The sequence below is a fragment of the Psychromonas sp. genome, from assembly GCF_047632955.1.
GTDB lineage: Bacteria > Pseudomonadota > Gammaproteobacteria > Enterobacterales > Psychromonadaceae > Psychromonas.
In genome coordinates, this window is record NZ_JBLIED010000005.1 from 140,551 (window position 1) to 164,482 (window position 23,932).

At 41.6% G+C, this 23,932-nt stretch carries 22 protein-coding genes; 10 read left to right on the plus strand and 12 right to left on the minus strand.

The window, feature by feature from the left end; translation table 11 throughout:
* Positions 1-249: 249 nt before the first annotated feature.
* The 9 genes from choV to ubiU form a co-directional block, all read right to left on the minus strand.
* Positions 250-1,428: a choline ABC transporter ATP-binding protein gene (gene choV / locus ACJAZP_RS05845; protein WP_415229800.1), complete on the minus strand. Its 1,179-nt coding sequence runs from the start codon at positions 1,426-1,428 to the stop codon at positions 250-252.
* Between the two features lie 18 nt (positions 1,429-1,446).
* Complete coding sequence (gene choW, locus ACJAZP_RS05850; protein WP_415229801.1) at positions 1,447-2,274, minus strand: choline ABC transporter permease subunit; 828 nt, start codon at positions 2,272-2,274, stop codon at positions 1,447-1,449.
* Positions 2,275-2,334: 60 nt separating this feature from the next.
* Positions 2,335-3,264, minus strand: a complete 930-nt coding sequence (locus tag ACJAZP_RS05855) for a choline ABC transporter substrate-binding protein (RefSeq protein ID WP_415229802.1) — start codon at positions 3,262-3,264, stop codon at positions 2,335-2,337.
* 158 nt (positions 3,265-3,422) lie between these two features.
* The gene (gene betA / locus ACJAZP_RS05860) at positions 3,423-5,105 is read right to left on the minus strand and encodes a choline dehydrogenase (protein WP_415229803.1); all 1,683 of its coding nucleotides are present in this window, start codon (positions 5,103-5,105) and stop codon (positions 3,423-3,425) included.
* Between the two features lie 9 nt (positions 5,106-5,114).
* On the minus strand, positions 5,115-6,581 hold the full coding sequence (gene betB / locus ACJAZP_RS05865) for a betaine-aldehyde dehydrogenase (RefSeq protein WP_415229804.1): 1,467 nt from the start codon (positions 6,579-6,581) through the stop codon (positions 5,115-5,117).
* On the minus strand, positions 6,569-7,177 hold the full coding sequence (gene betI, locus ACJAZP_RS05870; RefSeq protein ID WP_415229805.1) for a transcriptional regulator BetI: 609 nt from the start codon (positions 7,175-7,177) through the stop codon (positions 6,569-6,571). The genes betB and betI overlap by 13 nt, the downstream gene beginning before the upstream one ends.
* 1,185 nt (positions 7,178-8,362) lie before the next feature.
* Positions 8,363-10,141, minus strand: coding sequence for an ABC transporter transmembrane domain-containing protein (locus ACJAZP_RS05875; RefSeq protein ID WP_415229806.1), 1,779 nt, complete (start codon positions 10,139-10,141; stop codon positions 8,363-8,365).
* Positions 10,142-10,342: 201 nt separating this feature from the next.
* The gene (locus tag ACJAZP_RS05880; protein ID WP_415229807.1) at positions 10,343-11,221 is read right to left on the minus strand and encodes a U32 family peptidase; all 879 of its coding nucleotides are present in this window, start codon (positions 11,219-11,221) and stop codon (positions 10,343-10,345) included.
* A gap of 35 nt (positions 11,222-11,256) precedes the next feature.
* Entirely contained in the window at positions 11,257-12,252 is a 996-nt protein-coding gene (ubiU, locus tag ACJAZP_RS05885; protein ID WP_415229808.1) for a ubiquinone anaerobic biosynthesis protein UbiU, read from the minus strand.
* 178 nt (positions 12,253-12,430) lie between these two features.
* Between ubiU and ubiT the strand changes: the two genes are divergently transcribed.
* The 6 genes from ubiT (at position 12,431) to ACJAZP_RS05915 (ending at position 15,862) form a co-directional block, all read left to right on the plus strand.
* Positions 12,431-12,955 carry a ubiquinone anaerobic biosynthesis accessory factor UbiT gene (gene ubiT / locus ACJAZP_RS05890; protein WP_415229809.1) on the plus strand — a complete coding sequence of 175 codons (525 nt, stop codon included), beginning with the start codon at positions 12,431-12,433 and terminating at the stop codon, positions 12,953-12,955.
* A 110-nt stretch (positions 12,956-13,065) separates the two neighbouring features.
* Complete coding sequence (locus ACJAZP_RS05895; RefSeq protein ID WP_415229810.1) at positions 13,066-13,530, plus strand: AAA family ATPase; 465 nt, start codon at positions 13,066-13,068, stop codon at positions 13,528-13,530.
* Positions 13,531-13,791: 261 nt separating this feature from the next.
* Entirely contained in the window at positions 13,792-14,280 is a 489-nt protein-coding gene (locus ACJAZP_RS05900; RefSeq protein ID WP_415229811.1) for a GNAT family N-acetyltransferase, read from the plus strand.
* A 58-nt stretch (positions 14,281-14,338) separates the two neighbouring features.
* Entirely contained in the window at positions 14,339-14,800 is a 462-nt protein-coding gene (locus ACJAZP_RS05905) for an NUDIX hydrolase (RefSeq protein WP_415229812.1), read from the plus strand.
* A 129-nt stretch (positions 14,801-14,929) separates the two neighbouring features.
* Positions 14,930-15,577, plus strand: a complete 648-nt coding sequence (locus ACJAZP_RS05910) for an HAD-IA family hydrolase (protein ID WP_415229813.1) — start codon at positions 14,930-14,932, stop codon at positions 15,575-15,577.
* Positions 15,578-15,634: 57 nt separating this feature from the next.
* A complete protein-coding gene (locus ACJAZP_RS05915) occupies positions 15,635-15,862 on the plus strand; it encodes a glutaredoxin family protein (RefSeq protein ID WP_415229814.1) in 228 nt (75 codons plus the stop codon).
* 83 nt (positions 15,863-15,945) lie between these two features.
* Here the strand turns inward: ACJAZP_RS05915 and ACJAZP_RS05920 are convergent, their stop codons facing one another.
* A complete protein-coding gene (locus ACJAZP_RS05920; protein ID WP_415229815.1) occupies positions 15,946-16,668 on the minus strand; it encodes a YebC/PmpR family DNA-binding transcriptional regulator in 723 nt (240 codons plus the stop codon).
* A 68-nt stretch (positions 16,669-16,736) separates the two neighbouring features.
* Here ACJAZP_RS05920 and ACJAZP_RS05925 point away from each other — a divergent pair, with 68 nt between their 5' ends.
* The gene (locus tag ACJAZP_RS05925; RefSeq protein ID WP_415229816.1) at positions 16,737-16,925 is read left to right on the plus strand and encodes a hypothetical protein; all 189 of its coding nucleotides are present in this window, start codon (positions 16,737-16,739) and stop codon (positions 16,923-16,925) included.
* 8 nt (positions 16,926-16,933) lie between these two features.
* On the opposite strand, the gene ACJAZP_RS05930 is transcribed toward ACJAZP_RS05925, so the two are convergent.
* The gene (locus ACJAZP_RS05930; protein ID WP_415229817.1) at positions 16,934-18,535 is read right to left on the minus strand and encodes a protein adenylyltransferase SelO; all 1,602 of its coding nucleotides are present in this window, start codon (positions 18,533-18,535) and stop codon (positions 16,934-16,936) included.
* Between the two features lie 414 nt (positions 18,536-18,949).
* Here ACJAZP_RS05930 and ACJAZP_RS05935 point away from each other — a divergent pair, with 414 nt between their 5' ends.
* Both ACJAZP_RS05935 and ACJAZP_RS05940 read left to right on the plus strand, forming a co-directional pair.
* Entirely contained in the window at positions 18,950-19,474 is a 525-nt protein-coding gene (locus ACJAZP_RS05935) for a YgjP-like metallopeptidase domain-containing protein (RefSeq protein WP_415229818.1), read from the plus strand.
* A 675-nt stretch (positions 19,475-20,149) separates the two neighbouring features.
* A complete protein-coding gene (locus ACJAZP_RS05940) occupies positions 20,150-21,439 on the plus strand; it encodes a diguanylate cyclase domain-containing protein (RefSeq protein WP_415229819.1) in 1,290 nt (429 codons plus the stop codon).
* A 206-nt stretch (positions 21,440-21,645) separates the two neighbouring features.
* On the opposite strand, the gene ACJAZP_RS05945 is transcribed toward ACJAZP_RS05940, so the two are convergent.
* Complete coding sequence (locus tag ACJAZP_RS05945; protein WP_415229820.1) at positions 21,646-22,182, minus strand: manganese efflux pump MntP family protein; 537 nt, start codon at positions 22,180-22,182, stop codon at positions 21,646-21,648.
* Between the two features lie 538 nt (positions 22,183-22,720).
* On the opposite strand from ACJAZP_RS05945, the gene ACJAZP_RS05950 reads away from it, so the two are divergent.
* Positions 22,721-23,917 (plus strand): MFS transporter, encoded by a 1,197-nt coding sequence (locus ACJAZP_RS05950; RefSeq protein WP_415229821.1) that lies wholly within the window; start codon positions 22,721-22,723, stop codon positions 23,915-23,917.
* The last annotated feature ends 15 nt before the right edge of the window (positions 23,918-23,932 follow it).

Here is a 23,932-nt window from a genome sequence, read left to right on the forward strand (position 1 = left end):
ATTTGCGTCCCTCAAGCCTTAAGTATCGTGTTAACGATAGTTAAACCCTGAAAAATTGAACGCGGCTAAATAGGCCATTTTTATATTTTTCTTAGGCTGGCCATGTACCTTGAACTTGTTATCTGGCGATCTTGTAATCAAAGTGATTAGAGTGAATATGTGAAGGACAATAAAAAGTCGTAAAACACGGCTTTTTATTGTCTTTTCAGGATTGTCTTCGCAGAATTTTTATCGCAGCAATAACCCGACCTACTTATCGCCAATTAACTTTCCAAGCATGGCATAATAAATCTCTCGGTCGCCCACATGACCTACTAACTTACCATCTTGTTCGACTAATACGCCGTGTCCAGATTCATATCGAAGCGCCATTACGGTTTGCATTTTAGTGCACAGTGGCACTACCAAGGCGCGTTTTTTATTTACGTCGTCGGTATCACCATCGCGCCATATTTCCAAAGGTACTTTGGTATCGCCGTAACGAATAGAGCTGTTATTAATACTATCACCTTGATATAACCAACAATCGTCACGCTGACTAAGGCATATTTCACTTTTTTGTTCCGGGTAGTCATCTAACAGGCGCATTAGCGCCTGCGCGTTAACCACATCGATAGGATTGGTATGAGCGACAAAGGCCTCTACGTAGTCGTCCGCAGGATTCATAACAATGTTTTCCGGAGTATCGTGCTGAACAATAACGCCGTCTTTCATAATCGCAATATAATTACCAAGCTTTAGGGCTTCATCCAAATCGTGGCTGACAAATAAAACGGTTTTATTTAATTGTTTCTGCAAGCGTAATAATTCATCCTGCAGATCGCTTCTAATAAGCGGATCTAATGCGGAAAACGGCTCATCCATTAAAATAATATCGGTTTCCATTGCAAAGGCGCGTGCCAAACCAACACGTTGCTGCATACCACCTGAAAGCTCACTGGGTTTTTTATCCGCCCACTCGCCCAGGCCTACCAGCTCTAATTGTTCAATGGATTTGCTGCGCACCATGCGTTTATCCAAGCCCTTTTGTTCCAAACCAAAGGCGACATTTTCAGCCACGGTTAACCACGGCATGAGTGCGAATTTTTGGAACACCATAGAAATGCGGTTCATTCGAACATGACGCCGCTCATCTTCACTGAGTTCTTGAAAATTCTGCACCCCTTGCTCGGTTTCCAAAAATACATCGCCGCGTGTCACCGGATTTAACCCGTTAGCAGTTCGTAATAAGCTTGACTTGCCTGAACCCGACAAACCCATCAACACACATATTTCGCCTTTACCGACCTTTAAGCAGACATCTCGTACGGCAGCGGTTAACCCGGTCTGCTCTTGAATTTCTTGTAGACTTGCGCCCTTGTCCATTAGCGGTAATGCGCGCTCAGGCTGCTTGCCAAAAACAACATCAACATTTTTAAATTCGATCATTTTAGTAAGTCCTGTCGTTTATTTGCTTTTAAATATGCGGTCAAGCATGATGGCAACTAATACTATGGCGAGTCCGGCTTCAAAACCTGTCGCAATGTTGACCGTATTAAGTGCCCGTACTACGGGTTTTCCCAAACCGTCGGCTCCCACTAAGGCGGAGATAACCACCATCGATAAACTGAGCATAATGCATTGCGTAATGCCCGCTCGAATACTGGACATGGCCGCAGGAATTTCAACTTTTAAAAGCAAGCTGCGCTTAGTGCAGCCAAAGGCACGGCCCGCTTCTAATAATTCCAGTGGTACTTGGGAAATACCTAAATGGGTCAGCCTGATGGGCGCTGCTATGGCGAATACTATGGTCGAAATAAGACCCGGAACTACGCCCAAACCAAATAAGGTTAACGCTGGAATAAGATACACAAAAGGGGGAATCGTCTGCATTAAGTCCAACAACGGCCGTATAAAGCGGTACAACTTGGGGCGATGTGCTGCGGCAATCCCAATCGGGACACCCAGTAATACGCAGAAGCCCGTGGCATAAATAATTAAAGAAAAGGTTTCAATGGTTTCTTCCCAATAACCGAGATTCCAAATCAGCAACAATGACAAAACAAAAAATGCCGTTACAATTTTATTGCGCTGTTGCCAAAATATTAAACCTGCAACAATAATAATAAACAGCCAGGGTGGCAGCATGAATAAAAAATCCACCAAACTTTCGATCATCACGTCCAGTACCATGGAAACCGCATCAAAAAAAGCACCGCAGTAGGTAATTAGCCCATCCATCATGGTCTCGGCCCACTGACCGATGGGTAATTTATGTTCTGTTATAAAACTCATATTTTTAACGCCGTCTAATGAAAAAAAATCAGGCTGGCGGTTGCCAACCTGAAATAAAACTTAAAGCTTTAAATAGGCTTTTACGGCCGGTAAAGCAGGTTTGCCATCGACAGTTTTAACACCTGTCAACCATGCATTCAAAACAGACGGATTATTTTTCAGCCAATCTGTTGCAGCGGCTTCCGGCTTTTTGCCGTCATTTAAAATCGCAGCCATTACTTCATTTTCGGCTGTCAGGGTAAAGGTAAGATTGGTTAATAATGTGCCAACGTTTGGACATTCTTGGGTGTAACCTTTACGTACATTGGTGTACACACTTGCTCCGCCAAAATCAGGACCAAAAAAATCATCGCCGCCCGATAAATAAGCAAGATCAAAACTTGCATTCATTGGGTGTGGTGCCCAACCTAAAAATACTACCCAGTTGTTGCGACGCGTTGCTCGTTTAACTTGCGACAACATGCCCGCTTCGCTGGACTCGACTAATTCAAAGTCTTTTAGACCAAAGGCATCTTTAGCGATCATGTCCTGGATTAAACGGTTACCATCATTGCCAGGTTCAATCCCGTAGATTTCGCTATCAAATTTATCAGCAAATTTAACCAGATCAGAAAAGTCTTTAACACCTGCATCATATACATACTGCGGTACTGCTAAGGTGTATTTTGCACCTGATAGGTTTTTGTGAATTGTTTCTACGGTGCCCGCTTCACTATAAGATTTAATATCACCTTTCATTGTTGGCATCCAATTGCCAAGGAACACGTCGATGTCGCCATTTTCTATCGACTTATAAGTTACCGGTACAGACAATAACTGCGTATCCGTTTTATAACCCATCCCTTTTAATAGGGTAGAGGTGATAGCGGTCGTTGAGGTAATGTCTGTCCAGCCCACATCAGAAAAACGCACGGTGTTACATTGATCCGCAGCATTTGCCGTTAACGCTACCGTAGCCGCTAGTATGGGGAGTATTTTTTTTAGTCTCATAATCGTTCCTATTTTTAGTTTGCGATATAACAGACCATTGAAAACATCGGCTAAAGAAATGCTTGTCTTTCAACGGCCTGATTGAAATAGGGAGCTTTATCTCTATAGACTGAGAAAAACACCCTATTAGTTTTTATTACTTAAACTTGACTAATTGCCTATATTTTCCGTTTAGGGGCCCGTAATCGTTGACTGCTCTGCCAGTCATCCGCCACAGTGACCTTTGCTTTGCTTGGCGCAAGGGGTGTTTTACCTAAAATAATGTCGGCTGCACGCTCTGCCACCATAATGGTCGGTGAGTTCAGATTACCGTTAGGAATGGTGGGGAAAATCGATGAATCAACGACCCGAAGTGCTTCGATACCATGGACTTTCGTCTCAGAGTTCACCACCGACATGGCATCTTCACCCATTTTGCATGAGCAGGAAGGGTGATAGGCACTCTCAACTGTACTGCGAACGAACTGATCAATTTCCTGATCGGTTTGTATACTCAGTCCCGGCTGAATCTCTTCGCCGCGGTATTCATCTAAGCCGGGCTGATTGATAATTTCGCGGGTTAAGCGAACACAAGCGCGAAACCCTTCAATGTCATCCTGATGTGATAAATAGTTAAATTGGATTTGCGGTGCAACATGGGCATCATTTGATACAACTTTAACCGTACCGCGGCTTTTTGGTTTGTTATGACCGACGTGAACCTGGAAACCATGACCTGCAAAGGCTTCTTTACCGTCATAGCGCATAGCTGCCGGCAGAAAGTGGTACTGCAGATCCGGCCATTCCAAACTCGCTTTAGAGCGAATAAAGCCACATGACTCAAAGTGATTAGTTGCGCCTAAACCAGATCTATGCAATAACCAACGTACACCTATCAATAATTTATTGAACGGATCAATTTTACCGTTAAGCGATATTGGTTTTAAGCATTTAAATTGAAAGTAAAATTCCAGATGATCCTGAAGATTTTTACCTACACCGGGTAATTCATGAAGTTGTTCAATACCGGCTTTAGATAATGTATCGGCTTCACCAATACCCGACAGTTGCAGAATATGCGGAGAACCGATTGAGCCTGCACAGAGCAGTACTTCTTTATTACAACGCGTCTCGGTTAACTGACCTTTAGTCTCGTAACTAACTCCTACGGCTGTTTTGCCTTCAAGCAACACCTTGTGTACCAGGGCGTGTGTGACCACTGTCAGGTTATTTCGCTTCATAGCGGGTCTTAAGTAGGCATTAGCCGTAGACCAACGCACACCATTTTTGACCGTCATGTGCATCGGGCCAAAACCTTCCTGCTGCTCAGCATTATAATCTTTCGTTGCTAAATAACCGGCATCCACACCGGCATCCACAAAGGCCTGATATAACGGGTTTTTCATGTTATTGCCGTTATTGACAGCCAGTGGGCCCGTGTCTCCGCGATAAGCATTACCGCCAAATGACCAGGTCTCGGCTTTTTTAAAGTAGGGCAGACAATGTGCATAATCCCAATCTTTAGCACCGGACTGCTGCCATTCGTCAAAATCACGTGCATGGCCGCGTACATAGACCATGCCGTTAATAGATGACGAACCACCTAATACTTTACCGCGCGGACAATGCATACGGCGATCATTCAAAAATGGTTCAGCCTGTGTTTCAAACTGCCAGGCATATTTTTTGCTGTTCATCGGAATTGATAATGCGGTCGGCATTTGAATAAAGATACTCTTATCACTGCCGCCGGTTTCTAATAGCAATACTTGATTTTTTGAATCTGCAGACAAGCGATTAGCAAGCACACAACCCGCGCTTCCAGCGCCTACAATGATGTAGTCGTATTGAGCTGTAGTCATATTCATTCCTTAAAACGGGCTTTCAAGTGACTGCATACCAATATATACCGCTTTGATCTGGGTATAGGCTTTGAGTGTTTCGCTGCCATTTTCACGGCCGATACCTGACATCTTGTAACCACCAACGGGCATTTCAGCAGGTGATGCGCCATAGGCATTAACCCAGCAAATACCGGCATCAATCTGATGTATCACTCGGTGAGCACGGGTAATATCCTGAGTAAACAGACCTGCGGCTAACCCTAAGCGGGTATCATTTGCGCGGCGAATAACTTCATCTTCATCGCTGAACGTCAGTACCGACATAACCGGGCCAAATATTTCTTCTTTAGTCAAAGTCATTTCGTCTGTGCAGTCAGTAAAAATTGTCGGTGCAACAAAGTAGCCATTTGGTGCATTTTCAGGCTGTAATGTTTTACCACCGGTAAGCAGGGTAGCGCCTTCTTTTTTACCAATCTCAATATAGTCGAGTACTTTTTGTTGGTGGTCCTTGGAAATCAGAGGACCAAAATTGGTCTCAGGAATCATCGGATCGCCACAGATAATATTTTGCTCGGTACGCTCAACGAGGCGCTTAATAAAACGCGGATAAATATCCTTCTGAACAAATACGCGCGTGCCATTAGTACAGACTTCACCCTGTGTATAGAAATTAGCTAACATCGCTGCAGATACCGCATTTTCGAGTTCGGCATCATTAAAAATAATCAGCGGTGATTTACCGCCTAATTCCATGGTCACGGCTTTTAGTGAACCCGCCGCCGCTGCCATCACTTTTTTGCCGGTACCCACTTCACCGGTAAAAGAGATTTTGGCAATCTCTTCATTATTGGTGAGCCAGGCGCCAACACGACCATCGCCTTGAACCACGTTAAACACACCATCTGGAACACCCGCGAGAGTGAACATTTCGGCTAAGCGCATTGCGCCGCGTGGTGTTTCTTCCGATGGTTTAAAAATCATTACATTACCGCAGGCTAGAGCCGGTGCTGCTTTCCAACAAGCGATCTGCAGCGGATAGTTCCATGCGCCAATGCCTGCGCAAATGCCTAATGGTTCGCGGCGCGTGTAATAAAAATCATCACCGACCTGCTGCTGATTACCTTCAATACTCGGAGCTATTCCTGCAAAAAATTCAATGGTATCGGCACCTGTAACAACGTCAACCACGGATGCTTCCTGCCAGGGTTTACCGGTATCAAGCACTTCACCCGCTGCAAGTTCATCATTGTGTTCACGCAATAATGCAACGGCCTTGAGCAGAATACGACTGCGCTCGATCGGGGTCATTTTTGACCATTTGGCAAAACCGGATTTGGCACTGTCGATTGCGGCTTGCTGGACTGCGTGATCGGCGGTTTCAACTAAGTAGCTAACCTGACCTGTCGCGGGGTTAATCACTTCAAAGGTTTCACCTGTGTCATTGGGCATATATTGACCGTGGATATAATTTTGATAAACGACTAATGATGACATTGATTTTCTCCATACTGTTCGATAACAGTATTAATAAAGGCTTTAGATAAAATTTGGGCTTGTTTGAAATCTTCTTCAGGTGTTGAACTCAGCGCACTGCGCAGCCAGAAACCGTCAATGATCGCTGCGGTTTGTTTGGCGGCATTCATCGCGATAGTCGCTGGAAGAAGCTGTTTAAAAGAAAAAAGCAGGTTACTGTATAAGCGCTGATTATTGATATGTTGAAGTCTTGCCAGACCCGGATCATGCATCGCCTGAGCCCAGAAACTTAACCATGTCTTAGCCACCGCTTCAGATCGTTGTAACTCGGTGAAATTTGCTTCAACAATCATGGAGAGTCTGCAAACGGGAGAGAGGGTTTTGCCCGATGTCCTGACCAGCAATGCCTGCTTTAATTCATCGAGAAGATACTTAAGGGCTGCTTCTATTAACCCCTGTTTGCCGCCAAAGTAATGGCTGATGATCCCCGATGACATTCCCGCTATACCACTAATAGTGTTAATTGTAGTGTGCTGCAGTCCATGACGTTCGACGGACACTAAAGTGGCATCAATAAGTTGCTGTTGTCGGACTTGTTTGATCGGCGGTCTCGGCATAAATAACTTCTCCGTGTAGTTGAAAACGTTGTTAATTGAACGCTCAATTAATCACTATCCTAATGATTAGTGTCCTAACTATCAAGTGTTAATTAAATGTTGCCAGAATTGAATGATGGTTAAATTAACAGGAAGTGCTGCAATAAAAGAGTGACGCGCCGCACTAAATGCTTTGTCCTAAAGGGCTTTGGCCTGGTTGGCGAAAATGAAACAATTGAATAGTTACAGCTCAAATGATTTCTGCTGTAACTATTTTAGCAGTGCTAAATCAAAATATAAATCGGAAATAAGCTCTATTTACAAGCAGATCAGCTTGGTTTTCTTGCTTTGAAAGTGGGAAAAGAGGCCGGGAAATTAACTTTATCTTCGACGAAAAACTGTACCGATTGGAAATAATGGCGGCCGTGTATCCGCATGGATTTAGCCTCTGCTGCAGTCTGATAGAGCGCTCGAAATAGGGTAAAAAAAGCGGGTTGACTTGAAAAATTAGCACTTTTAATCTAACTGGTTCGCGCGTTGTCGGCGAAATTTTTGTCTGTATTCTAAAGATAATCTGATCATTAACAGCACGCTCTTCTATAGGCATAAAATTAGAATCAGCCTCTTGAATATATAATAATTTTTTGTAAAAAAGCAGTCATGTTTCTGCGCCTGAATAGATCGCCCAATGAGTGAAGTGAGTCTAAGTTGTGTTGATATTCAGCAGGGACCCTAATTAATAATGCTGCTTAATTTAAGCCTGTATTCTGTCTCTTCGATCTCTATGTAGGAGAGTAATGATGAAAAAATCAAAGCAGCGGAACTCGCTGCACAAAGCTCTGAGAGTGTTAAAAAGACTATTTTAGATACAGATTAAAAAGGATGGAGCTGTGTTTGGTCTTTTATATATGTTACTCGGTATGCGTTGCTCAGTAGTCGCAATTCTGGCGCAACGGATCCTGATAATGATGATCAGTGGATTCAAGAGGGGTCGCTGATTATGTTAGTTGTACCTGAGAACTGATGAAGGGGACTCAGATTGCCTCTTCTATAACTCTATAACCATGGCCCTTTTATCATCTGCATAGTTTTCCCCCATGCCCTCATTATGCTTTCAATCAAAAAAATATATGGTGTGTTTTAACAGCAGAATCACCATCAAGGTTACTTTTTTGTAATGTTCAATGCGTTATTCTAATAAGGTTTCTATACTTGTTGCGTCGCACTGCTGAACTGTAAGTCTGCCAGATGTGCATATAACGGATCGTTTTGCATTAGCTGTGCATGGCTGCCAATCGACCTTATTCGACCCTCATCAATCACCACAATGCGTTTGGCCTTAAGCACCGTTGCCAAACGGTGTGCGATGATAATGGTGGTGCGATTGTGCATCAATTTGTTCAAACTTTGCTGTACTAGACGTTCACTTTCAGCATCCAGCGCACTGGTTGCTTCATCTAACAGCAGTATCGGGGGATCCTTAAGAATGGCGCGGGCAATGGCAATGCGCTGTTTCTGGCCGCCGGAGAGCCGCGTACCCTTTTCGCCTAAAAATGTGTTGTAACCTTCAGGTAATTGCGAAATAAAAAGGTCCGCAGATGCTGATACCGCCGCAGCCCGAACCTCTTCATCGTTGGCATCGGGGCGGCCATAACGAATGTTTTCCAGTGCACTGGTCGCAAATACCACGGTTTCCTGAGGGACAACCGCCACGATCGATCGCACTTCCTGTGGATCTGCCGTGCTTATATCTACCCCGTTGATAGAAATTACTCCCGATTGAGGATCATAAAAACGTAATAGGAGCTGGAAAATAGTGCTTTTTCCTGCTCCGGAGGGGCCGACAAAGGCGATGGTCTCACCGGCTGTGATATTCAAGTTAAGGTTTTCTAACGCATGGGTATTGGGCCGTGAAGGATAATGGAAATTGACATTATTAAAGCTTATTCTGCCTTCGCCCAGTACGGGGATTGCTACAGGATTTAGTGGCGCACAAATTCCTGGTTGGGCATTGAGTAATTCGATTAACCTTTCCATTGCCCCGGCGGCGCGCTGTACTTCCCCCCACATTTCGCTGAGCATCGCACCCGAACTTGCAAGCAAAAAGGTGAATAAAACGAACTGTGCAAGTTCGCCGGGTAACATATTGCCCGCCAGGACCTCCTGCGTTCCCAGCCAAAGTACTAAGGTGATTGCACCAAGCAGGAGAAACATGCTGCTGAAAGACATCACAAAACGCAGTTTAATGCGTTCCACGGCGGCTATAAATGCGGCTTCGACTGCTTTTTTAAAACGTTGATTCTGTATTTTTTCAAGAGTAAAAGCCTGCACTGTTTCAATCGCATTGAGCATTTCATTTGCCATCCCGCTAGACTCTGCAATTTTATCCTGAGCGCTACGCGACAGTTTACGCACTCTGCGTGCAAGCCACAGAATGGGCCCGATTACCGCGGGAATGAGTAAGACAATGATCAGCGTTAAAGACGGGCTGGTATACATAATGCCGGCCAGAGAAATAAATAACATAATAGTGGAGCGCAGCGCAATCGAAATACCGACGCCGGAGATTGCTTGTACCAGTGTGGTATCGGTGGTCAGCCTGGAAAGTACTTCGCCGGTTTGCGTTACTTCAAAAAAACTGGGATCTTGTCTGAGTACCTGCGCGTATATTTTTTCGCGTATATCAGCGACGATTCGCTCGCCTAACCAGGTGATAAGGTATAAGCGCGTGGCTGACAGGATACTGATCAGTAGAATAACCCCCACAACCAGCTTAAAATAAAAATTTATTTTGTCAGCATTACCGCTGGTTATGCCGCTGTCGATAAGATAACGGGCGACAATCGGCAGGCTGCCCGTGACTGCCGAAGCCAGTAATAATATTATAATGGCAACAATCAGGGTGTTTTTATAGGGCCGTATAAAGGGCACAAGGGCTTTTAAGGGTTTAAGTGAATCCCCTTTGGGGCGATCTGTCTCGTGCATGCAATCCTCATCTTAAAATAGGACGGATAATGATCACTGAGCCGTTTAGTCAGCGCTTTTTTGTACTAAAGAGTAGATGCTGATTGTATCAGCATCTACAAAAATACGCTTATTCTTGGAGCTTAAACACTGTTTTGTCACTTTTTAATCTTCAGTAAAGGTTAGGAAGTAAGACAATGACTCCCTAATAGCTGCAGATACTTACTGCTGTGTTTGAAATCCTGCTATTTTATGCCAATAACCATTGCACTCTTTACTTGCCAGTTGGATTGCTGATAATTCGCCTTTAATAGCCGCCCGGTAATCTTTGAGTGTGCTGAAGCTCTCATTGCCGCTCGGGCTAACTCGAATAACATCCACAAGTCCCTGCATTGAAGGCACATCATTGAGCAGGTTATAACAATAACCCGATTGTGTTTGAATTCCATTTAAGACAAACACCTGCTGATCCTCCTGGGTTGTTGTGGGACGCCCGGTCGGATATTTAATGCAGCATAATTCACAGTCATCCTTGGCTTTATTTTCTGAGCGGGCGGTAAAACAGCGCGCAGAATAAGCTAACGGCATATAACCATGAGCGAACAGTTCAACCTCGAACTGATCACGTATGCCTAATTGCTCGCAATCTTCTAAGGTTTTGACTAACCAGTCTCGGGACAGCTCTACGGGCATGACCCAACGCTGCATACCTTTATTGATTAACAATTTTATGACACTGGCGTTATAACAGTTGATCGCCGGCCCGCACACAAAAGGAACTTTATTTTCTGACAATATCTGCACTGCACCTAAATCATTTGCTTCTACTTTAAACTGTCCATTCTCACATATTTGACGCAGTATTTTAATTTCAGAAGGCGCTTCCAATAGCGCCATAGAGGATAAAACGATCTCTTTGTTGGAGTTGGCTAATTCTTTGGCTAAATCAATCCAGTCCCGGGTTTTGAGTTCCCGGCGTTTACTGCAGACTGTTTCTCCAAGATAGATAACGTCAGCTTCGCTGCTTAGTGCTTGCTGATAAAATGTTTCTACCGTCTGTTTTTCCCAGTAATAAAGCAGGGGGCCTAATGCTAACTTCACTTGAATTCCTTAATATTGATTGTTTGCTACTACGATTATTGCCACGCTCTGTGGTAAGCGCCTAAGGTCGTCTGATTTCCCTCAGAAACATTGGCCAGCACTCTGTCCCATGATTCTTTTACCTGATAAGCGGCGGGATTTGCTAAGTAGGAATCAATCGCTTCACGCCAAACGCGGGTGATTTGTTCAACATAAGCGCTGCTTCTCTGCCGACCTTCAATTTTAACCGAGCAAATATTAGCCTCCATTAACTGTGGAAGCATCGACAGTGTGTTCAAACTCGTCGGCTCCTCAATGGCGTGATAAAGGTTGCCATCAACATTAAACTTACCTTTACACAGGGTCGGATATCCGGCTTTTTCATCGGCTTTATAACGATCGATTAAAATATCATTTAAGCGTGTTTCAAGTCCGTTTGGCGTTTCTTGGTAACGTACATATTTAGCCGGAGAGCATGCTCCGACTGTATTTGGCGATTCACTGGTAAAATAGGATGACAAATAACAACGCCCTTCAGCCATAATACATAAACTGCCAAAGGCAAAAACCTCGAGGGGCATATCGGTACCGCGCGACAGTTGTTTCACTTGCTGCAGAGAAAGTACTCGCGGTAATACAACGCGTTGAATATTAAAATTTTGTTGATAAAATTTAATCGCTTCGATATTGGTGGCAGAGGCCTGTACCGATAAATGTAATTCTAAATCAGGGTGTTTATTGGCGGCATAATCAAGGGTCGCAATGTCGGCAATAATGGCCGCATTAGCGCCTAAATCTACGCATTTATCAACGGCATTAAACCAGCGTTTTTCATTGCCCGGATGGGCGAAAGTATTTATCGCCACGTGTAATTTTTTATTATGATCACCAACATATTGCGCACCTTTACTCAATTTCTTGTCATTGAAATTTAAGCCCGCAAAATGGCGTGCGTTGGTATCATCTTTCAAACCAACATAAACGGCATCAGCGCCACAATCAATCGCTGTTTTTAATGCCGGTAAACTACCGGCAGGGCAGAGAAGTTCCATTTAAATTCCTAACAATAATAAATATAAGGCATTGTAAGAAACGGTAATTATTTTTTATTGATATAATGCAGGAGAAGGTGAGATAAACGCTGTTCAATGACGGTTTTTATTTGGCAGCTGTATTTATTTACGAGATTAGTATTTATAATGCGAATTAAATTTTTTAGCGGGGAAATCAATGTTTACGTCAGCCATTGCAAATATACATCACCAACTGGTTATTAATGCGCCAAAGGCTTTGCTTTATCCGGCCGCAATTGTCCCTTTTTTTGTACAAAAAAAAGTGTTATCGGAGTTGCTGCAAAGGTTACTTTCCGAAGCTATTGAAGATGATGATTTAGATTTTTTACAAGATAAATGGTTGAAAATCGAAGTGACAGATATTAAGTTCAGCTGTTATGTAAGCTTTGCAGATCAAAAGTTGGTCATTAAACAGCAATGCGAAAAGAGCGATGTGACCTTTTCCGGTGCGTTAAATGAATTTATATTGATTGCCGGCAGAAAAGAAGACCCGGACACGCTCTTTTTTCAACGGCGTTTAGTGATTGAAGGAGATACCGAGTTAGGTTTGGAGATTAAAAACCTGCTTGATAATATAGATTTTGATAATTTTTCACCGCGTATCGAAAAAGCTCTGAACAATTTTGCCACCTTTGTTCAGCGCGGTTTAATTAAACCGCAGCAAAAAGAGATAACTGCATAATTTTTTGCATTCAATCAGTGAGAAAGTTTGGTTATCATTGCAAAACCACTTGCTGATTACGCTATCTTTAGGTAGTTTCCTCGTAATAATTAAGTCATAAAGAGAATAATATGTTAATAGTAGAATACCTGAGCAAAAGCTATCATCGATTTTTACCCGATTTAGCTGAACATGCCAATCTTAAGTCGCGTTTTCTGATCACCCTGAACGGTCCCAGCAGCAGTGAACTGAGTGCAATCATTGGTGATATCACACGTTTCACAAAAAAAACGGTACACACCTCTACGGCGATTTTTGATAAACAAACCAACGAAGCTGTCACCGAACTGTTTGCCGATGCCAAGATAAGTCGCGATATTTTGCTGTTGTCCAGTGCTGATTCGTTATTTGAAAAGCGTGCAGGAATGAGAGATTCCCATGACCGTGATGCAAGTTTCGATCTTAATCATTTGCAGAAAAACATCGCCAACCATAATGGCATTGTGATTCTTGCGACAGACAAAAAGCAAACATTAAGTGCGTCAATGTCATCAAAAGTGGATGTGTTAATGCGTTTTCCTGTTTCAGTAAAATAATTTTCAATTTTCCAAGTAAAGTGTGATTTTAAAGGCGCAGCCCGCGGGCGCGTCTGAAGTCACACTTGCAAATCTGTTATAACCTTACCAATTCCCCTTGTTACTCCTGCTTCCCGGTAAAAAAATGATTATTAATGACCTGAGTGTTATTATTTAAATAATGATTTATTATTCCAATATTTTCTGTAAAAATACTGTTGTTATATAATTTAAGATCTTGATTATTATAATGTTGTCAGACTGAAATAAGGTGCATTAAGTATGTTTTATAGGGTAAAAACAGATCAGGATATTGATCAAGTGATTGATCTTGCCTGGTGTATTTGGCCGGAGCATTACACGTCTATCATAGGCGCTGAACAGGTTGAGTATATGCTCAACCATTTTCATTCAAAGGCACAAATAGCGCAGCAGATAAATGCCGATCATTATCTGTATTTTCTGATAAAAAAGGATAGTGAAGCGGTTGGTTATATTGGGCTTAAAATACAAGCAGATGCGCTTTTTTTAAGTAAAATTTATATTCTAGCATCTGAACGGGGCACGGGTATTGGCAGGGTGGCAATGGAACATATTAAAAATGTGGCACGCCAAAACAATCTTAGCAAAATATCTTTAACGGTTAATAAATATAATAAGAACACCATTAAAGCTTATTGTAAATTTGGTTTTATTAAAACCGGAGAACTATGTGCTGATATCGGTGGCGGTTATAAAATGGATGATTTTCAAATGGAGCTTAGTTTTTAGCACCTTGAAAATCTGATCATAACAAGCATCTATATTAGATGGATAATAGGGAGTAAAAATGAGACAACCGTTTTCCGTAAATGTGTTTCTGTATAAAAGAGTGGCAGGAGAAATTGAATATTTAATGCTCAAACGGGTACCGCGCACTGATTTAAAGATACCTGGTTTTTGGCAGTGCGTCAGTGGTGCCCTCGAAAAAGACGAGGGTCTTGTAAAAGCAGCTCAACGTGAGGTCTTTGAGGAGACCGGACTGTTAATTGAAACGCTTACGGCGACCGGCTTTAAGCTGACTTATCCGATTAAAGATGCATGGCGCGTTCTCTATGGACCAGATCCCAAAGAGGTTATTGAATGTGTTTTTTTCAGTGAAATACAAACGGATCCGGTGTTGTCCGATGAGCATTGTGCTTTTGAATGGCTTCCCTATCAACAGGCTTATGCACGTTTAACCTTCGGTGATTATCAACAGGCTATTGAGTCAGTCAACAATATGTTGAAGGCTGAACACAGGAAAGCTTAAAGGTTTGAAAGGTTTGAAAGACGGGAAGGTGTTGCAAGGCTGGTTATATTATTAGCAGACTACTCGAGTGACTGACAGATACTTGAAAGAACAAGCTCATCATTCCTAACATTAAGTGGATATAATTCTATGATAAAATGCATTATTTTTGACTGCGACGGCACTTTAGTAGACAGTGAATATCTGTGCAATCTTGGGCTTGAAATAAAATTAAAAGAATATGCCGTCACTCAATCTGCAGAGCAACTAATGATTCTTTATAAAGGCATGAAGCTGGCGTATGTACTAGATTGTCTGCAGGAAGCACATCAAATCAGCTTTAAGGACGATTTCATCCCCACTTACAGGGCGATAGTTGAAAATCTTTTTGAACAATCATTAACCCCCTGTGAAGGTGTCTTTGATTTATTAAGCCGTATTAAACTGCCTGTCTGCGTCGCCTCTAATGGTCCAAAAGATAAAATGCTAAAGGCGCTGCAGTTAACGCATCTTTCGTCTTTTTTTAAGAATAACCTGTACAGTGCTTATGATATAAATTCATGGAAGCCTGATCCCGGGTTATTTCTTTATGCGGCAAAAAAAATGGGTTTTAAACCGGAACAGTGTTTAGTGATCGAGGACACTCTGGTCGGAATAGAAGCTGCAAAAGCCGGAGGCATAAGAGCTGTCCTGTATGATCCCCATGAATTGCATAAAGAAACTTTGCATAAAAATACGAGTGAGCAGTTGACCATTAAGCACATGAAAGAACTTGAGGTTTTATTGTTGGCAGATTAAACAATGAACAGAAAATCAGATAATGTCTGCAACCATTTATTACGAGGAGTGGCGTTTATGAAACGTGTCGTATTGTATTCTATGAGTAATTGCCCGCATTGTGATGCGGCTAAAAAGTACCTGTCACAACAAAACATTCAGTTTCGTCTGGTCAATGTTAAAACAGCAGCAGGGCAAAAAGAATTTAGTAAAAGCGGTTATCGTGCGGTGCCAATTCTAAAAATAGGGGATCAGTTTATAAATGGTTTTTCTGTTAAGGAATTTAATAAAGTTTATCAGCAATAAATTGGATACAAAACCACTCGAAAGTTGAATATTCGAGTGGTTTTGCATTTTAAGCAATAATGATTGAAACTAATCAGGTAACTTTAATCAGGTAAGACGGCGTTATGGTAAACCTCTTGCACATCATCTAAGTCTTCTAACATAGCCATGAATTTTTCAAATTTTTCAACATGCTCCGGCGCAATATCATGGTCTATTTGCGGTACAAAAGTAATTTCTTCCACATCCAGCTCAAGATCCGGGTAAATCTCATTTAAGGCTGTTTTTGCTTTATAGAATTCAGTGTTAGGACAAAAAACAGTGATCTTGCCGTCTTCAGCTTCAACATCGATAACATCAACGTCAGCCATCATCAGTTCTTCTAAAACGGCTTCATCATCTTCGCCTTGAAATACAAAAACAGCTTGATGTTCAAACATATGCGCAACAGTGCCGGGGGATCCGATTTTAGCGCCGGTTTTCATAAAACAGTTGCGTACATCTGTCCAGGTACGTTTATTATTATCGGTTAAACAATCCACGATCACAGAACAACCACCAGGGCCATAACCTTCATAGCTGGCGCGTTCATAATCTTCTCCACCGCCGCCTTTAGCTTTTTCAATGGCACGTTCGATCACGTGTGTTGGTACCTGGTCTTTTTTGGCACTATCGATTAAATGACGTAATGAGAGGTTTCCATCGGGATCGAAGCCACCATTTTTAGCTGCAACGTAAATCTCTTTACCGTATTTAGAATAAACTTTTGTTTTAGCGCCCGCTGTTTTGGCCATAGACAATTTGCGGTTTTGATATGCTCTTCCCATCTGATTAGACTCTTTATATTGGTTTGTTAAAAATATTAGTTAGAATTTTACCTCTTAAGGAGACCATTATGAAAGTCCCAGATCAAAAAAATTTGTATTACACAAATATTTATGGATTTTCACTACTTTTAAAGCTAAAAATCAGTGAAAAAGCGCAAGGTTGCTGCTTTCTAAGCATATTTAAAAGGTTATTAGCGGCTGTAATCGCTAGCGGTTTGTATACTCCGCCTTCAGGAGGAGACAAAAAACATCGATAATGTTGATATCATGAACTGCACGACAGCATTGAACAACCCGCTTTATCACGCGCCCAATCGGGACGTTTCTGCGCATAGGAGTTATATTCAGGTTGTTGATCGTAGGGATTTTTTAATATTTTCTGCAGTTTGACGATTTCGCTGAAATCACCTTGTTCGGCAAGTTCGATAGCCTGCTGCGCCAGATAATTACGAATAACATATTTAGGATTGACTTTATTCATAGCCGTAGCACGATCTTCATGGCTTAAACCATCAACGTTAACTCGGGCAAGATAAGACGCTAACCACTGAGTAAAATCTTTAATATACTGCTCATCAAGATCCAGCAGACTGTAATAGCATGGACCTAATTTTGCCATCCATTGGGTGGCTGTTTGCGTATTCAAATCATTGGCAATATTGGCAAGTAAACGGTAAAAGACGGTCATGTCTGTTTCTACCGCACTTAATAAAGTTTCTAAAGATTTAAACAGCGCTAAGTCAGTTTCACCCTGATAATTTTTAAAGCCTAATTTTGCCGCCATCATGTCGCACCATTTACGGTGATAATCGATGCCGTAATCACTTAAGATCGTTTGTAATGGTTCAGCTTCTCCGATTAACGGAAAAATAGCGTTGGCCAACTGAAACAAATTCCACTGACTAATTTCTCCCTGACCGCCAAACCGATAACGTTTTTGCCCTTCATCGGTGGTGTTTGGTGTCCAGTTAAGGTCAAAATCGTCAATCCAGCCATAGGGACCGTAATCGATGGTTTCGCCAAGAATGGACATATTGTCGGTATTCATCACGCCATGCACAAAACCTACCCGCATCCAGTTAACGACGGTATCACAGGTACGTTCGCAGACTTCTTCAAACCAAGCAAGGTAGACTTGTTGGTCAAAGATGCCCGAAGCAGGCGCTAAATGCGGGTAGTCAGCGTTAATACAATGCTGCACCAGTTCGATTAAAAGTGCTTCATCACCGCGTGAGGCGGGCAGTTGAAAACTACCAAAACGTAAAAAAGAGGGAGATACGCGGCACACTATCGCAGAAGGCTCTAATGCCGCATTACCGTCATACATCATGTCACGAACCACTTGATCGCCGGTTAAGCATAAGCTCAGGGCGCGAGTGGTTGAAATGCCTAAATGAAACATCGCCTCAGAGCACAAAAACTCCCTAATAGAGGAGCGCAGCACCGCCATACCGTCGGCCCGGCGGGAATAGGGGGTTTTACCTGCGCCTTTTAACTGCAGCGTTTGGTGACCTGAATTTTTGCTGAGCAACTCGCCCAAATTTATTGCCCGTCCGTCACCTAATTGTCCGGCCCATTGACCAAACTGATGACCACCGTAGCAAAGTGCATAGGGCTGCATTCCATCGGCTAACAGATTGCCCGTCATTAATTGGGGAAATTCAGGGCTGCGTAATTCTTCTGCCGTAAAACCCAATTGCTCGGCAAAATCATCGCTCACCGCCACTAATTTAGGCGCGGTTGCTGTTGCCGGAGAAATCAAGGAATAAGCTGCATTTTCTACGCTACGGCAATAATTTTCGGTTTCACTATCAGCAGGCAGATTATTGAGGAGACGGTTATCAAATTTAAGATGGTTGAACGGCATGGGTTTGTTCCTTGCTGAGATAATAGATATTTTATACCATACTAATTCAGTAGGGTATGTTGAGCAACCCATAGTTAGGCAATACTCAAAGCATTTCCAAAGTGAAGAGTAAGCGAAAACAGCCAAATGAACATTAGCTTAATCACGCCCAACAGACAGACCCAACCTACAAGTTAACTGGTTATTTAAAATCCACATTAACCTTAGTGCAGTAATAACCGGCAATCTTTAATTATCTTCTTACCTAAAGGAATGATTTAATTCGCTGTTAACCAAGAATATGCATAATCGAGTAATAGGATGAATAACAGCTGTGCTTTACGCTCTGTAACTGCTTAGATTTTTCAACTATCGGATTATAAATAACTAAGGTACAATTTTATGCATTCAACTTATCTTATACAGTATTAATATATGCCATTCTCAAAAACGCAATCAATCTCACTTAAGTATCTATCTTCATATTCATTCGACGTTCAAGCTCAAATCAGAACAATGATTGAACAGGATACTCTAGGTCGTTTTTTGCTTAAAAAATATCCTCAAAAACATAATATTAACAACGATAAAATGCTTCGTGAATATGTCATGGATTTGAAAAATAATAATTTACGAAAATCTTCACCCTTAAGTAAAATTATTTACGATAAGAAGATTCATGTCATTAACAATGCGCTAGGTCTGCATACCTTTATTTCAAGAGTGCAGGGGGGAAAGCTAAAAAGTAAAAATGAAATCCGAATCAGTGAAATTTTCAAAACAGCCCCGGAAGCATTTTTAGAAATGATAGTTGTTCATGAGTTAGCCCACCTTCGCATAAAAGCTCACGATAAAGCATTTTATCAATTGTGCCAGCATATGCTGCCCGAGTATCATCAGTTAGAATTTGAAATGCGTTTATACCTCACGCAACTGGATCTTAAAGGAAAAATTTACTAACTGTTGTACTGTTGTTGCGCTCCATTTCCTGATCCCGGGAGATCGATAAAAGAAGCAAAACCGCTAAATGTGCCGGTGAATTATTTTTGAAACCGAAGAATATGCAACTTTAGTTTGCTTGATTGATAAGCTGATTCAATCATTACTGAATAACAAACACTGAACAACAGGGGGTTTTGATGTCCGGTAATCAAAACAGGGAAATATTAGAAAAGGGTGGTATTAACAGATGAAAATTAACCTGCAATGTTAATTATATAATGACACACAGCTGCTTAATCGAAACCCAAACCGTGTTGTTATTGCCTATGGCATTAATGCTTTTGTAGCATCTATAGTGAGAGTTAATTCACACTTTTATAAGCCTAATATGATATTTATGTCACGTGAAAGTATCTTCTATCTCCTGTACACTTAATCTATTATATCAATTTGTTACGATTACTATCAGAAGTCTATTAGCAGCAGCAACAAAGAGTTTAAAATCTTATTTTACTTAAGCTATAAACAGTATTCTATTGGCATTTTCAGCACATTACGGGCATCTTTAAATACAACAAACAGACAACAATGATTTGTCCTTCTGAATAGATTGCCTCTTCCATTAAGTTGTATTCTACAGTCCAAGACTAACTCAGTAGCACCGTCTCTGGCCGCTGCAGTATAGGAAACAGCATGGTTCAACTATTAACATTACCTTTTATTATCACTTCGAGTATTAGTTTAATTCTAGGTGGGTTTTTCATGTTTTTGTATTACCACCTCAGTTCACGTCACGAAGAGTCAGTGCAGTACTATTTTGTTTTTTCCTTATCGGCCCTAGTGAGTGGCGTTTTCCTGGGGGCTTTTGCCGTCTTATTAAATTCAGGTGAAAACCTCGACTATCTCAATATCTCTAATCGGGTGACTATCATCTGCGCAATGTTTACCATTGTTTTGAGCTTGCATTTCTATGTATCTTTCTTTGCCTATAAAGGCGCTGTATTACTCAAAGAGTGTTACGCCATATGCACTTTTTTCTCACTGTTATGTCTGCTACCTAATCAATATTTTCTGGTTAAAGAATTTTATGCTACATCGCATTATTATACAGGGCTGACATTTGGCCCATTGTTTAAACTTTGGGGTGGATGGGTGTTACTTTTGTCCGTCTATAGCCTGATGATCCTTGTCCGAATTTATTTACTTCAACGTAAAAATCAAGACAAGCATTCTTTAATCATGGTCAAGCTATTATTGGGTGCTGCTTTCATTTGGATGATAACGGGCCTGGGAGATGCACTAACGGGAATACAGCTGATTGACCTGCCTCCCTTGACATGGATCGGATCTTTTTTGGTTACTTGTTGCATCGCTTGGATCCTTATTCTTGATATCGATAACCTCTATCAAGATAGACGCCTACTGAGTAACCGCCTTATGTACGATCATTTGACACAAGCTTTCTCTCGTAGTTATTTTGAGATCCATCTGATCGAAACGATTAAAACTATGCAGCATAACGGTTTCATTGGATTATACGTTTGTATATTTGATGTAGACGATTTTAAAGCGGTTAATGATAGTTATGGCCATGCGAATGGAGACCAATTATTAAAGGGCATTTCAAATATCACCAAAGATGCGATTCGTCCCTCGGATTGTTTTGCCCGTTTAGGCGGAGATGAGTTTGTTTTGCTTTTGACTGACGTGCAGATGGACAGTGATGCATTTAGCATTGTTGAAGGCATTCGAAATAGTATCTTAAAAACATCCTTTGGGATTGGTGCTCATCAATTTAATGCATCATGCTCTTTCGGCATGGTGGGCGCAGGACCTGAACACTTGGATATTAAGGATCTGCCAAGCCAATTGTTATCTTATGCCGACCAAGCCCTTTATACTTCTAAATACCAAGGTAAGAACACCGTTAATTTATCGACCTTACCATTGTCAGCGCCATCTGCAGCTTGGTGCGTAAGCTAGTTATGAAAATTAGGTGTTTATGATTAATATCTTATTTGATGAGATCATGTACGTCTTGGTTTTTATTCTCTAATCTGAATTTCTTAACCAATATTGACATAAATAGCAGAGATAAACGTTCGGGTTTGTCCAACAATAGGATTAAGCCGTGATTTGCGTTGCTCACACGACCTATCCTTATTAGTTATGTGCTGAGTTGATAATCATTAAATTATTAACTTTATACCTATTAACACTAGCGTAACACCACCTAAAAACTCGGCCTTACTTTCTAACCAAGTACCACTTTTAGAGCCGATAAATACTCCAACCCAACTAAAAATAAAAGTGGTTACTCCAATAATAAGACACGCAATTAGGGGGTTTACATCTAAAATAGTTAATGTAAATCCTGCAGCCATTGCATCAATACTTGTAGCAATGGCAAGCATTAACATCACTCTATGGGTGATTTTTACAAGATCTTCTTCGATGCCCTCTGAAAAAGATTCGTAAATCATTTTACCGCCAATTACTAAAAGTAATATAAATGCAATCCACGGAGCATAAGATTCCACCCATCCCATGACACCTTTACCACCTACATATCCGATAAGTGGCATTATGCCCTGAAATAAACCAAAATATATTCCTGACATAATACTTAAAGATTTTATCTTGGTATTATGTTTTGCTCCTAATCCAATTGATACGGCAAACGCATCCATACTTAATGCTATTGCCAGAATTAATACTTCTACCATCAAATAAAACTCTACATTTATAAAAAATCATGGTTATTGAAAACAACCAACGCCAAACGGACAAATAACAGCGAGCTGTTATTTGTCCGTTTGTACACCCTGTATGGGCTGAATTAATGAGGTGAAAGTCCTCTATAGAAAGAACACCGTTCAATAACTCTCTGTTATTAAACGCTAACTACTAGCGAATGGCAAGGGCTTATCCGCGATGATTGGTCCGAAGGAAGACTCATCAATAAACACGGCGAGCTGATCAAAGAGCATCATATGTGTGACCCAACAACCCTCGTGAACAGTGAGTCCTATTGTCGCTGCGAGTAAGAAATAAGATAATGCAAAATAAAAGATCCCCACCGCTTCCAAGATAAGAAAAATTTAAAATACACTATTTAAAATCCACTTCTAAAGCAGGTTTGCTCTCATTAATAATCATTAAGATATTTCGATGATCGCCGATAAATTAAAGCAATAAATTAATGCGTGACCCTGTATCACTCTGCTATCATCCTTGGATTTTTTATAATTATTGAGTTTTATTGTGTATCCAGTTTCGCCTACCCGATCTATTTTCTCTTCTGCTATTTTAATTCTTGGCATTTTATTTATAGCCGCTAATTTACGCGGGCCAATAACAGGTATTGGACCCGTACTTGATCAAATTATTGATAGCTTTGCATTAAGCGCTCCTCAAGCGGGTATGCTAACCACGTTACCATTACTCGCATTTGCTATCGCCTCACCAATGGCAACGAGCTTAGCTAAAAAGCAAGGCCTTGAAATATCACTGTTTATTGCATTAGTGCTGATTGGTTTAGGGCTGAGTTCCAGGCTGATAGATTCTGCCGCTGTGCTTTATATTGGTACTGCCGTTATTGGGGTAGGCATTGCCATTGGTAATGTCTTGTTACCGAGCTTAATTAAGCGTGATTTTCCGCATAAGGTCGCGCTAATGACCTCTGCCTATGTACTCGCGATGGGGATTTTTGGCGGTAGTTATTCTGCCTTACTTATTCCTTTAGCTGCTTATAAAGATATCGGTTGGCAAATTGCCTTAGCCAGTTACGGATTAGTGACGCTGATAAGTCTCCTTATTTGGTTGCCGCAATTAAAGTTACATACCAAACCAACTCGAGATCTTACTCAGCCGCACACCCAAGGTAAAATTTGGCACCATGCTTTGGCGTGGCATATTACTTTGTGCCTGGGTCTTAACTCATTTTTCACTTATGTGATGATTGCCTGGCTGCCCAATATATTAATGGAGGGCGGCCTCGATGCACAGCAAGCCGGCGTGCTGCATGGTGCATATCAACTTGCTTCGGCAGTGCCCGGAATTGTACTTATTCCGCTATTAGCCAAATTAAAAGATCAACGTTTACTTGCCCTGGGATTAGCGATAATCGGGTTCTTTTGTTCTTTAGGATTACTGTATTTACCCAATTTTGCTTTTATATGGTCAACCACTTTAGGCTTTTGTTCCGGAGCAATTTTTATTTTAGGACTGTCATATATCAGTTTACGCACTGATCACTCAGGGCAAGCCGCATCGCTTTCGGGTATGGCGCAGTGTGTAGGTTACTTGCTTGCTGCTATCGGCCCCATGTTTGCCGGATCTTTGCATACTCACTTTGAAAGCTGGGCACCTGTCCTGTGGTTGTGTGCTTTAGCAAGTCTGCTCTGTGGTGTGTTTGGGTATTTAGGCGGGCGTAACGTCACTTTAAGTACGAATGCTTAAACTTACTTAATAAAC

Bases quoted from the DNA above. Each gene is read 5' to 3' on its own strand.
- ACJAZP_RS05905 (WP_415229812.1), top strand. From the start codon at position 14,339: ATGAGACAACCGTTTTCCGTAAATGTGTTTCTGTATAAAAGAGTGGCA.
- ACJAZP_RS05875 (WP_415229806.1), bottom strand. From the start codon at position 10,141: ATGCACGAGACAGATCGCCCCAAAGGGGATTCACTTAAACCCTTAAAA.
- ACJAZP_RS05945 (WP_415229820.1), bottom strand. From the start codon at position 22,182: ATGGTAGAAGTATTAATTCTGGCAATAGCATTAAGTATGGATGCGTTT.
- choV (WP_415229800.1), bottom strand. From the start codon at position 1,428: ATGATCGAATTTAAAAATGTTGATGTTGTTTTTGGCAAGCAGCCTGAG.
- ACJAZP_RS05900 (WP_415229811.1), top strand. From the start codon at position 13,792: ATGTTTTATAGGGTAAAAACAGATCAGGATATTGATCAAGTGATTGAT.
- ACJAZP_RS05935 (WP_415229818.1), top strand. From the start codon at position 18,950: ATGCCATTCTCAAAAACGCAATCAATCTCACTTAAGTATCTATCTTCA.
- ACJAZP_RS05920 (WP_415229815.1), bottom strand. From the start codon at position 16,668: ATGGGAAGAGCATATCAAAACCGCAAATTGTCTATGGCCAAAACAGCG.
- ubiU (WP_415229808.1), bottom strand. From the start codon at position 12,252: ATGGAACTTCTCTGCCCTGCCGGTAGTTTACCGGCATTAAAAACAGCG.
- ACJAZP_RS05910 (WP_415229813.1), top strand. From the start codon at position 14,930: ATGATAAAATGCATTATTTTTGACTGCGACGGCACTTTAGTAGACAGT.
- ACJAZP_RS05930 (WP_415229817.1), bottom strand. From the start codon at position 18,535: ATGCCGTTCAACCATCTTAAATTTGATAACCGTCTCCTCAATAATCTG.
- ACJAZP_RS05895 (WP_415229810.1), top strand. From the start codon at position 13,066: ATGTTAATAGTAGAATACCTGAGCAAAAGCTATCATCGATTTTTACCC.
- betA (WP_415229803.1), bottom strand. From the start codon at position 5,105: ATGACTACAGCTCAATACGACTACATCATTGTAGGCGCTGGAAGCGCG.
- betI (WP_415229805.1), bottom strand. From the start codon at position 7,177: ATGCCGAGACCGCCGATCAAACAAGTCCGACAACAGCAACTTATTGAT.
- ACJAZP_RS05915 (WP_415229814.1), top strand. From the start codon at position 15,635: ATGAAACGTGTCGTATTGTATTCTATGAGTAATTGCCCGCATTGTGAT.
- choW (WP_415229801.1), bottom strand. From the start codon at position 2,274: ATGAGTTTTATAACAGAACATAAATTACCCATCGGTCAGTGGGCCGAG.
- betB (WP_415229804.1), bottom strand. From the start codon at position 6,581: ATGTCATCATTAGTCGTTTATCAAAATTATATCCACGGTCAATATATG.
- ACJAZP_RS05855 (WP_415229802.1), bottom strand. From the start codon at position 3,264: ATGAGACTAAAAAAAATACTCCCCATACTAGCGGCTACGGTAGCGTTA.
- ubiT (WP_415229809.1), top strand. From the start codon at position 12,431: ATGTTTACGTCAGCCATTGCAAATATACATCACCAACTGGTTATTAAT.
- ACJAZP_RS05925 (WP_415229816.1), top strand. From the start codon at position 16,737: ATGAAAGTCCCAGATCAAAAAAATTTGTATTACACAAATATTTATGGA.
- ACJAZP_RS05940 (WP_415229819.1), top strand. From the start codon at position 20,150: ATGGTTCAACTATTAACATTACCTTTTATTATCACTTCGAGTATTAGT.